This window comes from Paenibacillus glycanilyticus NBRC 16618 (assembly GCF_004000805.1).
In the GTDB taxonomy this organism is placed as follows: Bacteria; Bacillota; Bacilli; order Paenibacillales; family Paenibacillaceae; genus Pristimantibacillus; species Pristimantibacillus glycanilyticus.
Genome location: NZ_BILY01000067.1, coordinates 1 through 17315 on the forward strand (window position 1 = coordinate 1; position 17315 = coordinate 17315).

18 protein-coding genes and 1 pseudogene are annotated in these 17315 nt (G+C 50.4%); 9 read left to right on the forward strand and 10 right to left on the reverse strand.

What is annotated here, in order from left to right:
* Window positions 1-1386 (reverse strand): collagen-like repeat preface domain-containing protein (locus tag PGL01S_RS29640; RefSeq protein ID WP_164775634.1); only part of this gene is annotated, 1386 nt, incomplete at its 3' end.
* Between the two features lie 192 nt (window positions 1387-1578).
* Here PGL01S_RS29640 and PGL01S_RS29645 point away from each other — a divergent pair.
* Window positions 1579-2010 carry a VOC family protein gene (locus PGL01S_RS29645; protein ID WP_127499186.1) on the forward strand — a complete coding sequence of 144 codons (432 nt, stop codon included), beginning with the start codon at window positions 1579-1581 and terminating at the stop codon, window positions 2008-2010.
* Between the two features lie 27 nt (window positions 2011-2037).
* On the forward strand, window positions 2038-2334 hold the full coding sequence (locus PGL01S_RS29650; protein ID WP_127499188.1) for a hypothetical protein: 297 nt from the start codon (window positions 2038-2040) through the stop codon (window positions 2332-2334).
* A 219-nt stretch (window positions 2335-2553) separates the two neighbouring features.
* On the opposite strand, the gene PGL01S_RS29655 is transcribed toward PGL01S_RS29650, so the two are convergent.
* Window positions 2554-3666: a DNA alkylation repair protein gene (locus PGL01S_RS29655; RefSeq protein WP_127499190.1), complete on the reverse strand. Its 1113-nt coding sequence runs from the start codon at window positions 3664-3666 to the stop codon at window positions 2554-2556.
* A 96-nt stretch (window positions 3667-3762) separates the two neighbouring features.
* Here PGL01S_RS29655 and PGL01S_RS29660 point away from each other — a divergent pair.
* Window positions 3763-4293: pseudogene (locus tag PGL01S_RS29660) on the forward strand (GNAT family N-acetyltransferase).
* Here PGL01S_RS29660 and PGL01S_RS29665 read toward each other — a convergent pair.
* The 3 genes from PGL01S_RS29665 to PGL01S_RS29675 all read right to left on the reverse strand — a co-directional run bounded on the left by PGL01S_RS29665 (window position 4290) and on the right by PGL01S_RS29675 (window position 7373).
* Complete coding sequence (locus PGL01S_RS29665; protein WP_127499192.1) at window positions 4290-4811, reverse strand: GNAT family N-acetyltransferase; 522 nt, start codon at window positions 4809-4811, stop codon at window positions 4290-4292. The pseudogene PGL01S_RS29660 and the gene PGL01S_RS29665 sit on opposite strands and share 4 nt — an antisense overlap.
* A 94-nt stretch (window positions 4812-4905) precedes the next feature.
* Window positions 4906-5328, reverse strand: a complete 423-nt coding sequence (locus tag PGL01S_RS29670; protein ID WP_127499194.1) for a VOC family protein — start codon at window positions 5326-5328, stop codon at window positions 4906-4908.
* Between the two features lie 89 nt (window positions 5329-5417).
* Complete coding sequence (locus PGL01S_RS29675; protein ID WP_164775635.1) at window positions 5418-7373, reverse strand: methyl-accepting chemotaxis protein; 1956 nt, start codon at window positions 7371-7373, stop codon at window positions 5418-5420.
* Between the two features lie 343 nt (window positions 7374-7716).
* On the opposite strand from PGL01S_RS29675, the gene greA reads away from it, so the two are divergent.
* On the forward strand, window positions 7717-8193 hold the full coding sequence (greA, locus tag PGL01S_RS29680) for a transcription elongation factor GreA (RefSeq protein WP_127499198.1): 477 nt from the start codon (window positions 7717-7719) through the stop codon (window positions 8191-8193).
* 36 nt (window positions 8194-8229) lie between these two features.
* On the opposite strand, the gene PGL01S_RS29685 is transcribed toward greA, so the two are convergent.
* The gene (locus tag PGL01S_RS29685) at window positions 8230-9120 is read right to left on the reverse strand and encodes a LysR family transcriptional regulator (RefSeq protein WP_127499201.1); all 891 of its coding nucleotides are present in this window, start codon (window positions 9118-9120) and stop codon (window positions 8230-8232) included.
* A 117-nt stretch (window positions 9121-9237) separates the two neighbouring features.
* Between PGL01S_RS29685 and PGL01S_RS29690 the strand changes: the two genes are divergently transcribed.
* Window positions 9238-10335 (forward strand): branched-chain amino acid aminotransferase, encoded by a 1098-nt coding sequence (locus tag PGL01S_RS29690; RefSeq protein WP_127499203.1) that lies wholly within the window; start codon window positions 9238-9240, stop codon window positions 10333-10335.
* On the opposite strand, the gene pdaA is transcribed toward PGL01S_RS29690, so the two are convergent.
* Entirely contained in the window at window positions 10332-11126 is a 795-nt protein-coding gene (pdaA, locus tag PGL01S_RS29695) for a delta-lactam-biosynthetic de-N-acetylase (RefSeq protein ID WP_127499205.1), read from the reverse strand. The two genes, PGL01S_RS29690 and pdaA, sit on opposite strands and share 4 nt — an antisense overlap.
* Window positions 11127-11263: 137 nt before the next feature.
* Here pdaA and PGL01S_RS29700 point away from each other — a divergent pair, with 137 nt between their 5' ends.
* The 3 genes from PGL01S_RS29700 (at window position 11264) to PGL01S_RS29710 (ending at window position 14269) form a co-directional block, all read left to right on the forward strand.
* A complete protein-coding gene (locus PGL01S_RS29700; RefSeq protein ID WP_127499207.1) occupies window positions 11264-11716 on the forward strand; it encodes a MarR family winged helix-turn-helix transcriptional regulator in 453 nt (150 codons plus the stop codon).
* Window positions 11717-11724: 8 nt separating this feature from the next.
* Entirely contained in the window at window positions 11725-12960 is a 1236-nt protein-coding gene (locus PGL01S_RS29705) for an MFS transporter (protein WP_127499209.1), read from the forward strand.
* Window positions 12961-13165: 205 nt separating this feature from the next.
* Window positions 13166-14269 (forward strand): winged helix DNA-binding domain-containing protein, encoded by a 1104-nt coding sequence (locus PGL01S_RS29710; protein ID WP_127499211.1) that lies wholly within the window; start codon window positions 13166-13168, stop codon window positions 14267-14269.
* 59 nt (window positions 14270-14328) lie between these two features.
* Here the strand turns inward: PGL01S_RS29710 and araA are convergent, their stop codons facing one another.
* Together araA and PGL01S_RS29720 are read right to left on the reverse strand one after the other, a co-directional pair.
* Window positions 14329-15819, reverse strand: a complete 1491-nt coding sequence (gene araA, locus PGL01S_RS29715; protein WP_127499215.1) for an L-arabinose isomerase — start codon at window positions 15817-15819, stop codon at window positions 14329-14331.
* A 149-nt stretch (window positions 15820-15968) separates the two neighbouring features.
* Window positions 15969-16157 carry a hypothetical protein gene (locus tag PGL01S_RS29720; protein WP_015844100.1) on the reverse strand — a complete coding sequence of 63 codons (189 nt, stop codon included), beginning with the start codon at window positions 16155-16157 and terminating at the stop codon, window positions 15969-15971.
* Window positions 16158-16309: 152 nt separating this feature from the next.
* On the opposite strand from PGL01S_RS29720, the gene PGL01S_RS29725 reads away from it, so the two are divergent.
* Window positions 16310-16624 (forward strand): helix-turn-helix domain-containing protein, encoded by a 315-nt coding sequence (locus PGL01S_RS29725; RefSeq protein ID WP_236013277.1) that lies wholly within the window; start codon window positions 16310-16312, stop codon window positions 16622-16624.
* Window positions 16625-16645: 21 nt separating this feature from the next.
* Here PGL01S_RS29725 and PGL01S_RS29730 read toward each other — a convergent pair.
* The coding region (locus PGL01S_RS29730) for a phosphatase PAP2 family protein (RefSeq protein ID WP_164775637.1) at window positions 16646-17315 on the reverse strand (670 nt) is incomplete at its 5' end.

Below are 17315 nucleotides of genomic sequence, written 5' to 3' on the forward strand. Positions count from 1 at the left end.
TGTTGCTCCCGTCTCGCCCGTGGCTCCTGTAGCTCCCGTGGCCCCTGTCGCTCCCGTGGCACCCGTCGCACCCGTCGCTCCCGTCGCACCCGTCGCACCCGTCGCTCCCGTCGCCCCCGCGGCACCCGTCTCGCCCGTCGCTCCCGTTGCCCCCGTCGCGCCCGTTACTCCCGTTGCTCCTGTCGCACCCGTTTCGCCTGTCGCACCCGTCGCTCCTGTTGCGCCTGTCGCTCCCGTCTCGCCCGTGGCTCCTGTCGCTCCTGTTGCTCCTGTTGCTCCCGTCGCACCTGTCGCCCCTGTCGCTCCTGTGGCCCCTGTCGCACCCGTAACTCCTGTTGCTCCTGTTGCTCCTGTTGCACCTGTTGCTCCCGTTGCACCTGTTGCTCCCGTCTCGCCTGTCGCCCCCGTGGCACCCGTCGTCCCCGTCGCTCCCGTCGCTCCCGTGGCACCTGTAGCTCCCGTCTCGCCTGTCGCCCCCGTCGCACCCGTTGCTCCCGTCGCTCCCGCTGTCCCCGTCGCACCCGTTGCACCTGTAGCTCCCGTTTCACCCGTCGCCCCTGTAGCCCCTGTAGCTCCTGTTGCACCCGTTGCCCCCGTCGAACCCGTAGCTCCCGTTGTACCTGTCGCACCTGTAGCTCCTGTTGCGCCAGTATTACCTGTAGCTCCGGTTTCACCTCCGCTACTGCCTGTTGGCCCTGTTACACCGGTAGCCCCTGTTGGCCCAGTTGCTCCTGCTTCACCGGTTGCACCGGTTGAACCCGTCACTCCCGGATCACCTACCGCCCCAGTCGCACCGGTTGCTCCAACAAGCCCTTGCACACCTTGTGCTCCTTGCGCCCCCTGAGCTCCTTGTGCCCCCTGCGCACCTTGCACTCCTTGCGCACCTTGAGGCCCCGCAGGTCCTGCCGGCCCGGTAGCTCCCGTGGCACCCGGTTGGCAATGGCATCTTAACGCATCCGCCAATATCGCCTGAATAGAAGAAATAATGGTTACGAACCGGCACGTATAACTGGGATCCAGACAACCCTGCCTCACGATAGACAACAAAACATTCATCAGTTGCTGTAAGGCAATACCGACGCTCAGGGTTGCAAAAGGAGTTATTTTAGCCGTTACTAGTGCCAGCTCTATTCTGGCAACCAGACGGGCTTTGTTCGCATTTTTTATTCTCGAGCACTCCGTTATTTTCAGCACCCTGCTTAAAAGCTCCTGAAGGTATGCGATTGCTTGGGGAGTTGGAGCATCCTTCAGCACAATTGGTATAATCGTCCTTAACTCTTGCAGAAGCTGCAAAACCGTACCCGTTTCTTGCCCAAATCCTTTTATTTGGGATTTATGTCTATTCTGGTTTCCCAAAGCGCCTTTCATCGGTTTCCGGCGTTTCAACCGTTCCACCTCCCCGTGCTTCTCCAAAGGCTCAACGTACAATTACAACCGCTGCTGCAACCTATATATTTACGTGCAAAAGGTTTTTAACATAACTAGCTGTTCGCATTTCTCTATTGCCTCTCCAAATTCCTAAACGGTATAATTGGTTCCATATTCCAATATTTCATATTTTTTAGGAGGACAACCTATATGATCCCTCAGCGTGTCAGCTTGATCACGATTGGTGCTTACGATTTGCCTGCGCTTCGTGCTTTCTACCAGAAGCTTGGCTGGGAGGAAACCGCCCACAGTTCGGATAACTATGCTGCATTTACGACTGCAGGCGTCATTTTGACCCTATTCCCGATTGAAGAACTCGCCAAGGATGCCGGAATAACCTTTACCCAAGACAGAAATAGCTACCGTGCGGTTTCATTTGCCATTAACTTGGACGAGCCTTCGCAAGTAGACTCGGTCATTGAACAAATCCGTGAGATTGGCGGTACGATATTAAGAGAGCCTAGCGATGCGTTCTGGGGAGGCCGTACGGCGTATTTCGCCGATCCGGAGAACAACCTGTGGGAAGTGGCCTGGAATCCCTCTGCCGTATTCGACGAGCGGGGCGCAATGATCTCGTACTAACTTCACAGGGGAAGAGGTAATCCATACGTGGAAATCCGAAGCATTCGCGAATCTGAGATTGACCTGTTTATTGAGGTTTTAATGGAAGGCGCAAGTTGGATAGCCGCTAACAAAAAACGGATGTGGGATGAAGCCGATCTTCAAGCGCACAGCTTGATGGACGGACTTACGATAAACAATTTTTTTGCGGCCTTTATGGATGGTAAGATTGCCGGGGTTATGATTTTGCAGGATGAGGACAGCTTTTTCTGGCCGGAAGACCCGGAGGGCGAGGCTTTATACCTCCACAAGCTGTGTATTAGGCGAAAATATGCGAAGACCTGATTATCTGACAGAATGATCGGGTATGCGAAAAATCTTGCCGAAGTCTCCCAAAAAAGATTTCTGAAGCTGGACTGTGCCGCCGACCGTGCTGCTCTGCGGCAATTTTACGAACAGCATGGATTTGCGTTAGTGAATGAGAGACTTGCCATGGAGACGTACCCGGCTGCCTTTTACCAATTCGAAATAAAGAGCTATGCCAAGGCATAGCTCTTCTTCTCTCTATTCAGCTTGCGGTCGCAGATCAATTACCGTGGAAGCCGTTTCAATACCATTTACCATCAACACGATACGGTGCTCTCCCACGTAATGCCGCCGGGTAGATAATTCCGCGAACCGGTGAACCCTGCTGCCAGAAAGCTTTGAACCGCCCGGAACCGTCTTGTCTGATAAGAGGAACAACTTGCGTGAAGTTTTGCCGCCCGATTTCACGAAATCTATTCCGTATTCAATTCTAAGATGCATCGGCTCCCCCTCTTGGATTTGCAAGGCATATTCCAGTCTGCAGCTATCGCCGATTGCCAGAATGGAAGGCCGGGCCTGCAGATCTGCGGACGTAACAATGGGGGTCGAATCATCGGACATTGCATAACCGAAAATAGCCAGCGCCTCCGGATGTGCTTGGCGAACCAGATTCCGGCAAGCATGACGGATAATCCAATCCGTGTAAGGATCCTGCCCCTGCCAGCGCCGGGCTATGCCCAGTACAACATCCGGATGATCCTTCGCGATATCGTTCAGATTGTTGGCGACGCTCTTGCGCACGTAAAGCGAAGGATCCGCCTTCAACAATTCCAGTACCGGAAGCAGCGGCGAAGGGTCTTTCTTAAAGACGGGAAGAGCTTGGCCCCATGGAAGACGAGGCCTGCAGCCTTCGCTTGCCAGTCTTCGCACATGTTCATTCGGGTCGCTTGCCCAGGTCAGCATTTGCTTCATCATACGCTCGGGATCACGCAGCAAAAACACGCGGACGGCGAATTCCGCCGAAGATTTCGGAGTAAATCTCTCCAGGGCTTGCATGGACAGCTCCCAATGCTCCTCGGCTCCGCCGTACACCTCAACGAAATCCGGGAAGAACAGATACGGGAATCCGCTGCACTCTTCGCAGATCGCATACAAGACTGCAAGCGCGTCGCCGTAATTTGCCGGCAAATGCCTGCCCAGTACCGTTGAGATTTGCCTGATCCTCCCTTTCAACGCCAGCTCGTTCCACTCTTCATTCATAACTTCAGTCACAAAAGCCTCTTTCGCAAACGCTGGATAAGCGGCCAGCACTTTATCCGCGAATTGCCGCAGGAAAGCTTCGTCGTACATATCTTTTAACGGCTCAGCCAATGGAGTACCTCTCTTCGATAATCTCTTTGTCGTAGTCATATGCCCATTATAGAACATTTGTTCTTGTTTTGCAAAGTAGCGTGAAGGAGGAACCGCATGTTCCCTGTTCTAGAGACTGACCGATTGCTATTAAGAGAGATCACGTGCGAGGATCGATCCGACATCTTTGCTTGCTTTTCGAACAAACAGGTTACCATGTATTAAGGACAAGAAGCGTTGGAGCATATGGACCAGGCACAGGCACTTATTGATTTTTTCTCAAGAAGCTATGCGGAAAAGCGCGGCATTCGCTGGGGAATTGAACGTAAGGAAGCAAAGAATCTTATCGGTACCATCGGCTTTAATCAGTGGTCTCCCAAGCATAGAAGAGCCGAGGTTGGATATGAGCTTCTTCCCGAATCCTGGAGGAATGGATACGCCTCTGAAGCGATTTCCGCAGTTCTGCGGTTCGGATTTCAAGAGCTTAAGCTCAATCGCATTGGTGCCGTAGTGTTTAAGGAAAACGTAGCCTCGAATCATCTGCTGACAAAGCTGGGGTTTCAACAAGAAGGCATTCTTAGGGACTATATGGTTCAAGACGGGAAGGCGCATGATACTTACATCTACTCTCTGCTAAACCGTATTTAAAATTTGCGATACCAAAAAATAGCCTTCTCCCGTGCCGTGGAAAATTTGGAGTAGAGCATCGTATCCACCCCGCCGATGATAAAATGATTCCTGGCATAGAAACGGCATGCAGATAAATTGACGTCTTGCGTCTCGAGCATAAGACCAATCTGATGATTTTGCCTTGCCCACTCGACCGCTTTTTCTAGCAATCGGGTTCCGATGCCTTGCTGACGACTGCTGGCGGATACCCCGATATCTACTACAAGCGCAAAGCCGTTCCAATTGGAACGGAGTTTAATCCGGCCAATGCATTTATCGTCAGCGTAGTAGAAAAAAACAGCCTTTTCGGCATGCTCCATATACGATTCGTCAATATCATCGTTCTCATATTTCTTCAAGTACGGTTCAGAAAAGCTCTCTTCCGTATAGGTCCAATGATCGTTTTCAAACTTGGGGATTATTCGTCCGGTTACAAGGAAGCTTTCGTTGGACTTGTTATAATCATCTTTATTGGAATGCGTCATCTTCTTAATCATGCCTTATGCGATACTCCTTTCCGGTATAAAAAAAGAACCAGTACCTGCCCAAACAGACTACTGGTTCCTTCTATTTTTGTTAGATAACTATTAGTTAGTATTCGCCAATTCCGAGATTGAACTGCCAATGAATACCGAATTTATCGGTAACCTGACCGTACAGCTTGCTCCAGAACGTCTCCTGCAGCTCCATCGCGATGTTGCCGCCAACCTTCAGACGATCGAAGGCCGAACGGAGTTTGGCTTCATCTTCCTCCACGAAGGCCAGCGAAATATTGTTGCCTACCGTAAACGGCATGCCCGGGAATACGTCGGAGAACATCACGTTGCTGCCGCCAATATTCAGGCGCGTGTGCATGATCAAGTTTTTCGCTTCTTCCGGCAAAGGATATTCCGGGTTGGGAGGAACTTCGCCAAACGTCATCAGTTTAGGCTTGTCCAGTCCAAATACTTCGGCATAAAACTCCGCCGCTTCACGGCAATTTCCGTCAAAGTTCAAATAAGCATCAACTGACATCTCAATCTCTCCTTGTATGACGATTATAAAATCGTTGGATGGCTACCCTTCCATACTGTACCATTTTCGATATAAATAATCAAAACCTGTTAATTCGTTTTGAATTTCGACAGCACTTCCTGCAAATGCTGTGCCATATGGCTCAAATCCTCGGCGGACGCCGAAATATCCTTCATGGATGACAGCTGCTTCGAGGCCCCCTGCGAAATATCTTGAGAATGGTTATGCGTGGTTTGCGTCATCGATACAATCTCGGTCATCGACGCCGTAACCTCTTCCGTCCCCGCGGACATTTGCTCCGATGCGGCAGACACCTCTTGGATTTGACTGGAGATCTCCTGGAAGGTTGCGGTCATGCGGCCAAATACTTCGCCCGCTTCATTAATAAGCTCCGATCCAATCTCTACATCATTCACGCCTTGATTCATCGCATGTGCGGCGCGTATCGTTGTTCCTTGTACTTCCTGGATCAACGCCGTAATTTCGGACGCGGATTGCGCCGACTGCTCCGCCAGCTTTTTCACTTCATTGGCGACTACGGCAAAACCTCTGCCATGCTCCCCTGCCCGTGCAGCTTCAATGGATGCATTAAGCGATAACAGCTGCGTCTGATTCGTGATTTCCTGAATAACCGATACAATGCTGCCGATCTGGTTCGACTTAAGCTCCAGATCGCGGACTTCATCGGCCGACTTGATTGCGGACGCGTGAATAAGCTTCATCTGCTCAACGGCATGAGTGACGGCAACCTGGCCAAGCTGCACTTCTTCAAGCGAGGTCTGCGAAGCTTCCGCAACGACCGATGAGGATTCGGCAATCCGCTGCACGCCGGAAGCCATCTCTTCCATCGCAGTAGAGGTCTGCTCGGCAGAGATCATTTGATTCTCCCCGGCTGATGCCACATTATGTATCGCTTCTCCGATACGGCTCGAAATATCGACGGAATCAATGGATGAAGCAGTCAGCTCTTCGGAGGAAGCGGCCAGCTGCTCCGCCGCGAAGCTGACTTTGCCGATCGTATCGGAGAACGAATCAAGCATCTCATTCATATTATCCGCAAGCTGGCCAAGCTCGTTTTTCGTCTTGACTTCCAGTCTTGGCCGCAGATCCCCGCTTGCGAGGGTTTTAATGACATTTGATATGTAAACAATCGGTTTCGCCATTTGATTGGCGGATATATAGGTAGCGATTAGAGCAAGAAGGGTTACCGCGAGAGCAACGCCGATCGTTTTCCAGAGCATGTTCGTAACGGGCTGCATCGCTTCTTGCTCCGAGATCGATAATTGAATGACATAGCCGTTCCGCGTCGCTTCGGCATAGCCGATCTTTTTCTCCCCGTTAAAGGTATAGGAGTAGTTCGTGTCCTTGCCCTGCTTAGCCATTTCGAAAGCCTTCACGGTTTCCGGCATGTTCATGTCGTAAACGGTTTTCTTCATGACCAAGTCTGCTTTCGGATGACTGACAACAAGCCCGTTGCTGTCCAGCAGAATCGCGTAGCCGGTTTTTCCGACTTTCGTTTCGCTAACAATCGCCGCGGCTTTGTTAATTTCATAACCGAATGCATAGAAGCCGTAAGCTTTTCCATCCTGTTTGAGAGGTGCTGCGATTACGATAGATACCTTGGAAGGATCGAGTTTATTCACCAGCGGATCGCTGACCGTCAAATTGCCTTCCGACAAGGATTTGAAATACGGCCGTTCCGACAAATCAATCTTGTCGCCGGATTGCGCGGAAACAAAATTTTTGCCTGTCATGTCAAGCGAATAGCCCGGGGACATCAATTCCGGGTTTTCTTTAATGAAATGCTCAATCAATTCCCGGTGCTTCCCGGCATCCCGGCCATAGTATTGCCCAACTCCCGCCAGGGCGTTGATTTTGGATACCTTGGACTGCAGATCTTCGTCGAGCCTTGCGGTAATGACATCGGCCTTCTGGGCAAGCTCCCTCTTGATCTGGCTCTTGAACAACGAGGAGTTCGCAAGAAATAAAGCTGTCGACATGGACGCTACAATCGCAATCGCGATAATCAGCGTCGTGATCAACATGCGGTGGGCAATTTTCCGCGTTTGAAATAACCTGGGTAGTTCGAACCTCTTCTTCAGCATTTCTCTCAATGACTCCCTCTCTGTAATGTCGGCGGCGGCATGTCAAAAAGACCTCTGTCTGAGGTGGTTGTTCATGTTGATCGAGGTCCGTTCGAAAAAATATATACGCGATGCCAGCACGACATATCCTACACTATAAATTTGAGTTTTCGATTTCGTTTTAGTTAGAAATATGTTAGTTTTATATTCCTGCTGGGAGCTTTGCCCAAGTTTCTTTTCCCTAATGGATAGTGTAAGATGTAGGAAACGAATCAACGAAAATCAATGGCAGGAGTTGTCGAGCTTGGCACAAAACGAAATCATTTTAACCCCTGAAGGACTAAAAAAATTAGAGGATGAGCTGGAAGAGCTGAAGACGGTCAAACGCTCCGAGCTGGCGCATCGTCTGAAAGTAGCCATCAGCTATGGAGACCTGAAGGAAAACAGCGAATACCATTCGGCGAAAGACGACCAAGCCTTCATGGAGACCCGCATTGCGCAGCTGGAGAAAATGCTCAAGACGGCCCGGGTATCCAATTCGAAAGATACAACGAAAGTTGGCGTAGGCTCCATTGTGGTTTTGAACGACATTGAAGTCGCGGAGAAAATCGAATACCGCCTCGTAGGACCTGCGGAAGCCGACGTATTCGAGAACAAGATCTCTTACGAGAGCCCGATGGGCCAGGCGCTTATGGGCAAATCCGTTGGGGACGTCATCAGCGTGGATGCGCCAATCGGCGTCATCAAATATGAACTTCTCGAGATCAAAGTGAACGGATAAAGAATAGGATGCAGCATACGATGCTGCATCCTTTTTTTATTCTTCGAACAACCGGATAAAGTTCCGGGCACTCTTCGACAGGTACCGGTCCTTCAGCCAGATAATGCCGACCTCCGATTGAAAATCGGCATCCGAGATGGTAAGCATTTTAATGGTAGGAAGCGGAAACGAGGCCATAACCGATTTGGGAAATACCGTCGCGCCGATACCGGCCGCCACAAGGGCTACAATGATCGCAACGCTGGAGCATTCGCAGATGACCTTTGGTTCGAAGCCATGCGCCCTCGCTTCAATCATTACGCGATGATGCATCCCGATTGTTTTGTCCGTCTTGAGGGTCAGAAACGGCATATCCGCAAGCTCGCTCATCAGCATCGTATTTTTATCCGGGGCACTCACCCAGCTGGCAGGAAGAACGGCTACGTACGGATCGGAAGGAAGCGGAAGCACCGAATAGGGCTGCGTATGCAGCGTCGATTCAAAGGGAAGCCTCGCGACAATCAGCTCGATATCCCGCTTCTCCAGCAAATTGCCGAGAATGAAGTGATCGCCTTCCCAGATTTTGAACGTTACATTCGGATACAGTCTGCGGAATTGCTCGATGGGCGGCGGCAACAGCGAAATGCAGGACACAACCGAACCGATAGCCAGCATGCCGTGCAAGCCCGCGTCGAGCTCCTTAACCTCATGCATGGTTTCGTTAAATTCCTGCAGCAGCTTCTCTGCTTTATCCCGCAGAAGCTCGCCAGCATGCGTCAGACTTAGCCCCTTACCGCTCCGGTCAAACAAAGTTACGCCTAATTCATCCTCCATCAGCTTCAGTTGACGGCTTAGCGGCGGCTGCTCCATATTAAGCGCTTTCGCTGCCCGGGTAATTTGTCCTTCCTTGGCGATCGCCAAAAAGTACCTTAACTGTCGAATATCCATAACCAGCCCCCAATATACCTTTTCGGTATGCGTTCGCGATAAAACAGATACTTTAAATATATCGGCTGGCATGGTACGATTCAACTATAAACGAGCAACAAGGAGAGATCAAAGACGATGAACAAGGCCATTACCATAGAACTTTCTACTAACAAAAAGCAAAAACCTAAAGCATCCGAGCTTGGATTCGGCAAGTACTACACGGACCATATGTTCATTTTGGACTATGATGCAGCCAAGGGCGGCTGGTACAACCCGCGTATCGTCCCTTATCAGCCGATTACTCTCGATCCGGCGGCAAAAGTGTTCCATTATGGCCAAACGATCTTTGAAGGCCTTAAAGCTTACCTGACCGGCGATGGCAAAATCCGTATGTTCCGTCCGGAGCAGAACATGGCGCGCCTCAACCGTTCCAATGCGCGTCTCAGCATCCCTGCCGTTGACGAGGAACTGGCGCTTGAAGCACTAAAGCAGCTTATCTTGACAGACCGTGACTGGATCCCTTCCGACGCGGAAACTTCCCTGTACGTACGTCCATTCGTTATCGCAACCGAAGCCCAGCTTGGCGTTAACGCATCGACGCAATACATGTTCATGATCATCATGTCCCCGGTAGGCTCTTACTACGCGGAAGGCATTCATCCGGTTAAAATCCACGTGGAATCCCAATACGTTCGCGCGGTACGCGGCGGCGTGGGCAACGCGAAGACTGCCGGCAACTACGCGGCAAGCTTGAAAGCGCAAGAAGAAGCGTATGCGCAAGGCGCATCCCAGGTTCTGTGGCTGGACGGCGTTCACCGCAAATATATCGAGGAAGTCGGCAGCATGAACGTCTTCTTCAACATTGACGGTACGGTTGTAACCCCTGCCCTGAACGGAAGTATCCTTGACGGTATTACGCGCGACTCGATCATCCGTCTGCTCAAGCATATGAACGTGCCGGTAGAAGAAAGACAGCTGTCGGTTGACGAAGTGATTACGGCTCATCAGGAAGGCCGTCTTGTGGAAGCGTTTGGTACGGGTACTGCCGCTGTTATTTCTCCAATCGGAGAATTGTCTTGGGAAGGTACGCGTTACGTCATTAACGGAGGAAATACCGGCGAGCTGTCGCAAAAGCTGTACGACACGCTGACCGGTATTCAAAAGGGTACGGTTGAAGATCCGTTCGGCTGGTCTATCGTTCTTGAACCTTCCGAGCATCTTATTTCGAATTAATTGCCATACGTCTTGACAGCCATTTGATCGAGACTTTTAAATTCATAGCCTTGCTTGCGGGCTTCGTCAATAATCGAGCCGAGCGCGGCGGCATTGTCTTTGGATACGGTATGAAGCAGGATTACCGCTCCGGGATGAAGCTGCGCGACGACTTGATTAAAGGCGAAGCCCGCTCCTTTTTGCTGATTGACGTCCCAATCCTTATAAGCGACGGACCAGAAAACGTTCGTATATCCTGAATCCTTGCTTACCGCAAGAACATTATCGCTGAAGATTCCTCTTGGCGGCCGCAGGTAGGTCATGGCTTGCTGACCGGTCAACGATTGGACCTGCTCTCTTACCTTTTCGAGCTCCGTACGGATCTGGTTCGACGAGATCTGTGTCATATCCGGATGCGTCCAGGAATGATTGCCAACCAGATGTCCCTCATTGACCATTCGCTTTACCAGCTCCGGCTGGTCCTTCACGTAATGCCCCGTCACGAAAAAGATCGCGGGCACTTGCTTCTCCTTAAGCACGTCCAGCACCTTCGGGGTATACCCGTTCTCGTACCCGTTATCGAAGGTCATGTACAGCTCCTTCTTGGTTGTGTCCCCGAGAAAAATCGCCCCATGCTTCATGACAATATCCTTGAAGCCCTCTTCATTAATGGACGGCAGCTGTCCACCTACGCTTTTCTTGAATCCGAAATGAAACGGCCCCTGCTGTGCTTCAGCCGGATGCTGCGCAACCAGCAAGGACAAAACGGCTGCGATCCATAAGGTATGGATCCATGCTGATGTTTTTCTCATTCCTCTTTCTGCTCCTCTATGTGTAGTCCGTTTATTTTTCCCGCATTCTCCGTTTCCAATCCACTATTTTCGAATTGACAAAATTAGTTGTCAGGCATATAGTTGTTATAACAACTAATTTTGGAGCGTGATTCGCTATGCATCAGAAAGGATTGGATCATTCGATTGGCTTCCTGCTTGGAGCAACCTACCGGAAGCTGACGAATTTCTTTAGCTCCCGCATTAAGGAATTTGGCTTAACACCCGAACAATGGGCCGTTCTCTACCGTGTCCGCGAGGAAGACGGCTTAATACAGAAGGAAATTGCCGACCGTGCGGGCAAAGACAAGCCTACAACAACCCGAATCCTCGATTCCCTGGAAGCAAAAGGCTTTGTTACGAAGCGTGCCAGCGAGCATGACCGGCGTTCCTTCCAGGTTTTTATCACCGAGCAAGGACGAGCGACGGCGGATGCCATCGAACCGATTGAATACAGCACGATGGTCGAAATCGCGCAAGTCTTGTCTACGGACGAATACGAGCAAATGACAAGCCTTCTGAAAAAGTTAAATGAACATGCAAAAGGCTTAATCGATCAAGAAAAGGAGTAATGAGCAACATGAACATACAAACAGACAAACTATGGAGCCGGTCATTCGTAACCTTAACGGTCAGCTATTTACTGCTGTTCTTGAGCCTGCAAATGCTGCTGTCTCCATTCCCTACTTACGCGAAAGAACAATTTCATCCGAATAACTTCGCGCTTAGTCTTGTAACAAGCCTATTCGCCTTAGCCGCAATCGTTACGCGGTTTGCCACCGCTGCCTTGCTTCGCAAGGTTCACCGCAATGTTATTTTGTTCGTGGGTCTTGTATTGGCAGCAATAGCAACTGTCCTCTACCCGTTCGCGGGCTCCATGACATCGCTTCTTATTCTTCGCGCGTTGTTTGGTATCGGCTTCGGGATGACGAGTACCATTATCCCTACCTTGGTGTCGCAGATTATCCCGAAGAAAAGAACCGGAGAAGGCATCGGTTACTTCGGTTTATCGACCAGTATCGCTATGTCCCTTGGTCCTATGATTGGTCTTTCCGTCATTAAGCAATTTGGATTTACGACCCTCGCGATGATCGGTACGATTGCCCTCGTTCTTATTATTCCGTTGCTCCTTGTTATGCGCAGCATTCCAAAGCAGCCTGCCAAACCAGCTCCATCGGCAAACAAGACCGGAGCAGGAGAATCGGCTTCCGGATCTTCAACCGGCCGTATGATGGTGCCCGCTATTCTTAATGTGTTAATGTCCGTTACTTACGGCGGTATCCTTGGATTTATTGCGCTCTATGGCGCTCAAAAACATATTGAACAGATTGGCCTGTTCTTCTTATTTATTGTATTTACCGTCTTTATTATCCGTCCGATTTCCGGCAAGCTGTTTGACCGCCGCGGACCGATGCCCATCGTTATCCCGGGCGCGCTTGTTGTCATTGCCAGCTTAATCATCTTGTCCTATGCAGACTCCCTTCCGTTGATTATCGTATCCGCATTGCTGTACGGGTTTGGTTTTGGCGCCATCCAGCCGACAACGCAAGCATGGATGCTGCGCGAGGCAGCTCCTCATCAAGTCAGCTTCGCGAACAGCTTGTATTACAATACGATTGATTTTGGGGTAGCCGTAGGCTCCATGCTGCTCGGTATCGTCGCTTCGGCTTCCAGCTATTCAATCATGTACCGCTGGGCAGCGGTAGCCATGGTCATCTTTATGCTTGTTTACCTGGTCAGCTTGGTCATTGAAAGAAAGAACCGGGCTGCCGCACCTGCAGCCGCTCGCGAGAAAACAGCAGTAACTTCGAGATAACAATAAAAAGCCGGCAAAGAAGTCCGGGGTCGCCAATAATTGGTTGATGCCCCACTTCTGTTGCCGGCTTTTTATAGGTATGGATAAAACCCCACCTGCTCTTTTATCGCTTGCCAGACTTGTAACTTTCGCCGAATAGAGCTACTCTAATTGGAAATAGATTCTGAATTGGAAAGCAATTCTGAATAAAAAGGCGTTGGTAACCATGACTAGTAAAGGCATGCCCATAAGCTCATTGGAGCTAAACCGGGCAATCCTTGCAAGGCAAATGCTGCTCGAACGTTCAAATACGCCTGTTCACCATGCATTAGAATGGTTTATCGGTTTGCAGGCCCAAGCTCCCCAAGCACCTTACTACTCGCTTTGGACAAGGCTTGAGGGATTTGTCCCAGACAATCTATCCACGCTTATCTCGAATCGGTTGGCAGTAAGGATCGCTTTGATGCGCTCCACTCTTCATTTGGTATCGGCAAATGACTGCCTGCTTCTCAGACCATGGGTCCAGCCGGCTCAAGAGCGCGCGCTCAAGGGCAGCTTCGGCAAACGGCTTGCCGCAGTTGATTTGAACGTCCTTGCATCGGAAGGAAGAAAACTCGTAGAGGAGCAGCCCCTTACCTTCAGCGAGATCGGCAAGCTGCTAGCCCCGTATTGGCCGGATTCCGATCCGGAGGCACTTGCAGCAGCTGTACGTACCTATGTCCCTCTCGTTCAAGTTCCGCCACGCGGATTGTGGGGAGAAAGCGGTCAGGCCATTCATACTTCCGCTGAAGTTTGGATGGAGCAGCCTATGCTTGAGCAGCCGGACGTCGAACAGCTTGTACTGCGTTATCTGGGTGCCTATGGCCCCGCATCCGTTAAGGATATGCAAGCTTGGTCCGGGCTTACACGACTTAAGGATTATTTCGAGAAGCTTAGACCGGGCCTTGTTATTTTCCGAGATGAACTAGGAAATGAGTTATTTGATCTGCCCGATGCTCCTCGTCCGGATCCCGGCAACATGCCTCCGGTCCGCTTCCTCGGAGAATTTGATCCCATGCTGCTTGGTATCGCCGACCGAGCGCGAGTAATGAATCTTAATTATGGCAAACGAATTTTCACCGCTAACGGCATCCTCCGCTCAACGATTCTTTTGAATGGTTACATCGAAGGATTATGGTCCATCGAACGCGACACCGGGCTAGCCGCACTCCATATCGATCCATTCCGCCCTCTCACGAAAGAGGAACAGCTAGATCTCATTCAAGAGGGCCAAAAGCTGTTGGAGTTCGCTGTACCAGGCGCTACTCATGAAATCCGTTTCTTAAAATAAATAAAGGGCCATCCCATTGTCAATGACAAGTGGAATGGCCCTTTTGCCTGCCTTACGGATTAACGGCGGCCGTAGCTTTGTTCGTTCCAGCGCAGCTCTTGGCGGAACTGGCGGATTGTTGTGTTGTTGTCAATAACGACAACCTCGATGCCGAGCATATCTGCCCAGTCAACAAGCTGATCCGTCGTTACGACATACGACAGCACCGTATGATGCGCGCCGCCTGCATAGATCCATGCTTCTGCCGAATCGCGAAGGGATGGACGCGGCTTCCACAATACGCGGGCAACAGGAAGCTTAGGCATTTCCTTCTCAACCTTCACCGCGTCAACTTCGTTGATGATCAGACGGAAACGGTTGCCTAGGTCGACCAGGGATGCGTTTACGGCTTCGCCTGCTTTACCGTCGAAAATGATACGCGCAGGATCGGCTTTGCCGCCGATTCCGAGCGGATGAACTTCAATGCGAGGCTTGCTCTCCGCAATTGTCGGACATACCTCAAGCATATGAGCGCCAAGAATCATCTCGTTGCCGTTTTCCAGATGGTAAGTATAATCCTCCATGAACGACGTGCCAACATTGCCGGCCATCAGCTTCATAATGCGGGTAAGCGCTGCAGTCTTCCAGTCGCCTTCGCCGCCGAAGCCATAGCCTTGCTCCATCAGGCGCTGAACAGCCAGACCCGGAAGCTGCTTCATGCCATGCAGGTCTTCGAAGGTTGTTGTGAATGCCGTATAACCGCCTGCTTGCAGGAACCGCTTCATGCCAAGCTCGATTTTTGCCTGCTCTTCGATAGCTGCCCAAGCTGCGGCATTGTCGCGGACGCTGCTTGCAATCTCGTAACGCTCGGTGTACTCGTTCAGCAGTTCTTGTACCTCTGCAACGCTCACTTCGTTCATGCTGGCAACCAGATCACCGATGCCGTAGCCGTCAATCTGCCAGCCAAGTTGGATTTGCGCTTCGACTTTATCGCCTTCGGTAACGGCTACTTGACGCATATTATCGCCGAATCTTGCGATCTTCAGGTTCTTGCTCTCCATGGACGCTGCAGCGGAGTTCATCCATGCGCCGATGCGGGATTGAACCTCGCCCTCCTGCCAATGTCCGGTAACCACTTTGCGGTCAAGGCCAAGACGGGCAAAAATATGACCGAATTCGCGGTCGCCGTGAGCCGACTGGTTCGTGTTCATAAAGTCCATGTCAATGGAATCCCAAGGAATATCGCGGTTATATTGCGTATGCAGATGAAGGAGCGGCTTGCGGAGCTCGGAAAGTCCTCTGATCCACATTTTCGCCGGCGAGAAGGTATGCATCCAGGCAACAACGCCCGCGCAATTTGGATCCGCTTTCGCTTCAACGCAAATTTTGTAAATTTCCTCCGGAGTTGTCACTACCGGTTTGTATACAATCTCAAATGGAAGGTTAGAAGATTCGTTTAATCCCGCAGTAATGCTTTGCGAATGCACGGCAACCTCTTCCAAAGTCTCTGGACCGTACAAATGCTGACTGCCTGTTACAAACCAAAATTGATAAGGTTTAATGGATAACACCATAATTCCTCCTAGCTGAGAATGAATTTGTACGTACATGATCTGAAAATAAAATAAAAATAGAGGATAAGTTGTACGTACAACTTATCCTCTATACTACTCCGAACATGGCCGGATTTCAATATGCATTTTGATAATTTTTTTGTGTTTTATAGCTTGTCCATACGGTAAGTGTATCCGCAAAACTTACATTTAAATAGTACTCCGTCTTCTCCGACGATATAAGTCATGCGGTCATCGTCTTCCAGCTCGATAAATTCTCTTCCTGTTTCATCGCGGTCTCCGGTTGCAAACAGCCCTGTTTTGTTGCCGCATTCGCATTCAAAGGTCAAAACCATAATTTCCAATCCCCTTTCCTATTTTTTTCTATTATATTAGTAACTTTCTCATATAAAGCTTGACAATGATACGATTCGTATCATAAATTACTATTAGTGAGTGTAACATATTGCTTGATTGATACCAATGTGAGGAGCGAATGACCTTGACGATGGGAGATCGCCTAAAGGAGCTGCGCCGAGAGCGAAGCTTATCGCAAGAAATAGTTGCACAATCCATCGGAATAACGCGATCCGCTTACAGCCACTACGAGATCAACAACCGGCAGCCCGTGTACGAGACTCTGATTAAGCTAGCGTCCTTTTTTGAAGTCACTACGGATTTTATTATCGATGGTGATACACGCGGTACAGAGCCTCAAGTAGCAGCAGATGCGGCTGAGATCATCCGTCTGCTCAATAACATGGACGAAGACAAACGCAAGGAATCCATCGACAAAATGCTGGATGCTATCCGGGAGTCTTAATTAGCCGCTGTCCAACATTGACTAGCGGCTACTAAGCCTCTTCCCCCCGGCAAGAGCCATTACGAGGCATACGATTGCAAATCCGGCTGCATAACCGCCGATTATGTCAGTGGCGTAATGCACGCTGAAATATAAACGCGATGCTCCCATTAGTATGATCAATGCAATAGCTATAATAGCCGTCAGCCACTTCACCGTACGGTTTATACCGCTATCCGCTATAACCCAGGCCGCCGCCAGACTGTACATCACAATAGCCAGCATGGCATTGCCGCTCGGAAAGCTCGATCCGTCAGCTTCGATTCCCCAAGCCATTGCCGGTCTTGCCCGGTCAAAGCCGGACTTCACGAGCGTATTCACTACATAGGCCCCTGCTACCCCAGCAATGAGCAGAACCGCGCTCTTCCACCCCTGCTTCCAGGCAAACCATATCGCAAGCAAAAGCGTAATTGCGATAATGCCTACCGTTGACCCCAATGTTGTCATTGCCTTGAACACATCGGTTAAGGTACCGCTATGTATGCTTGCAAACCAATCCGCAACCGATTCATCCAGCTGCGAGACATTATGGCGCGAAGCCAGCATTGCATCAGCGATAAAGATAATCAAGCTTGCCGTTAAACCGATTAACCACCCTTGTTTTCGAATAATAAGTCCCTCCTGAAAATTGTGGCATTCTTGCTTCGTAAGC

Excerpts from the sequence above, each read along its gene's own strand:
- PGL01S_RS29690 (WP_127499203.1), top strand. The coding sequence starts at position 9,238 with ATGAACAAGGCCATTACCATAGAACTTTCTACTAACAAAAAGCAAAAA.
- PGL01S_RS29725 (WP_236013277.1), top strand. The coding sequence starts at position 16,310 with ATGGGAGATCGCCTAAAGGAGCTGCGCCGAGAGCGAAGCTTATCGCAA.
- PGL01S_RS29720 (WP_015844100.1), bottom strand. The coding sequence starts at position 16,157 with ATGGTTTTGACCTTTGAATGCGAATGCGGCAACAAAACAGGGCTGTTT.
- PGL01S_RS29665 (WP_127499192.1), bottom strand. The coding sequence starts at position 4,811 with ATGATTAAGAAGATGACGCATTCCAATAAAGATGATTATAACAAGTCC.
- PGL01S_RS29670 (WP_127499194.1), bottom strand. The coding sequence starts at position 5,328 with ATGTCAGTTGATGCTTATTTGAACTTTGACGGAAATTGCCGTGAAGCG.
- PGL01S_RS29700 (WP_127499207.1), top strand. The coding sequence starts at position 11,264 with ATGCATCAGAAAGGATTGGATCATTCGATTGGCTTCCTGCTTGGAGCA.
- PGL01S_RS29710 (WP_127499211.1), top strand. The coding sequence starts at position 13,166 with ATGACTAGTAAAGGCATGCCCATAAGCTCATTGGAGCTAAACCGGGCA.
- PGL01S_RS29645 (WP_127499186.1), top strand. The coding sequence starts at position 1,579 with ATGATCCCTCAGCGTGTCAGCTTGATCACGATTGGTGCTTACGATTTG.
- PGL01S_RS29705 (WP_127499209.1), top strand. The coding sequence starts at position 11,725 with ATGAACATACAAACAGACAAACTATGGAGCCGGTCATTCGTAACCTTA.
- PGL01S_RS29685 (WP_127499201.1), bottom strand. The coding sequence starts at position 9,120 with ATGGATATTCGACAGTTAAGGTACTTTTTGGCGATCGCCAAGGAAGGA.
- PGL01S_RS29675 (WP_164775635.1), bottom strand. The coding sequence starts at position 7,373 with ATGTTGATCACGACGCTGATTATCGCGATTGCGATTGTAGCGTCCATG.
- pdaA (WP_127499205.1), bottom strand. The coding sequence starts at position 11,126 with ATGAGAAAAACATCAGCATGGATCCATACCTTATGGATCGCAGCCGTT.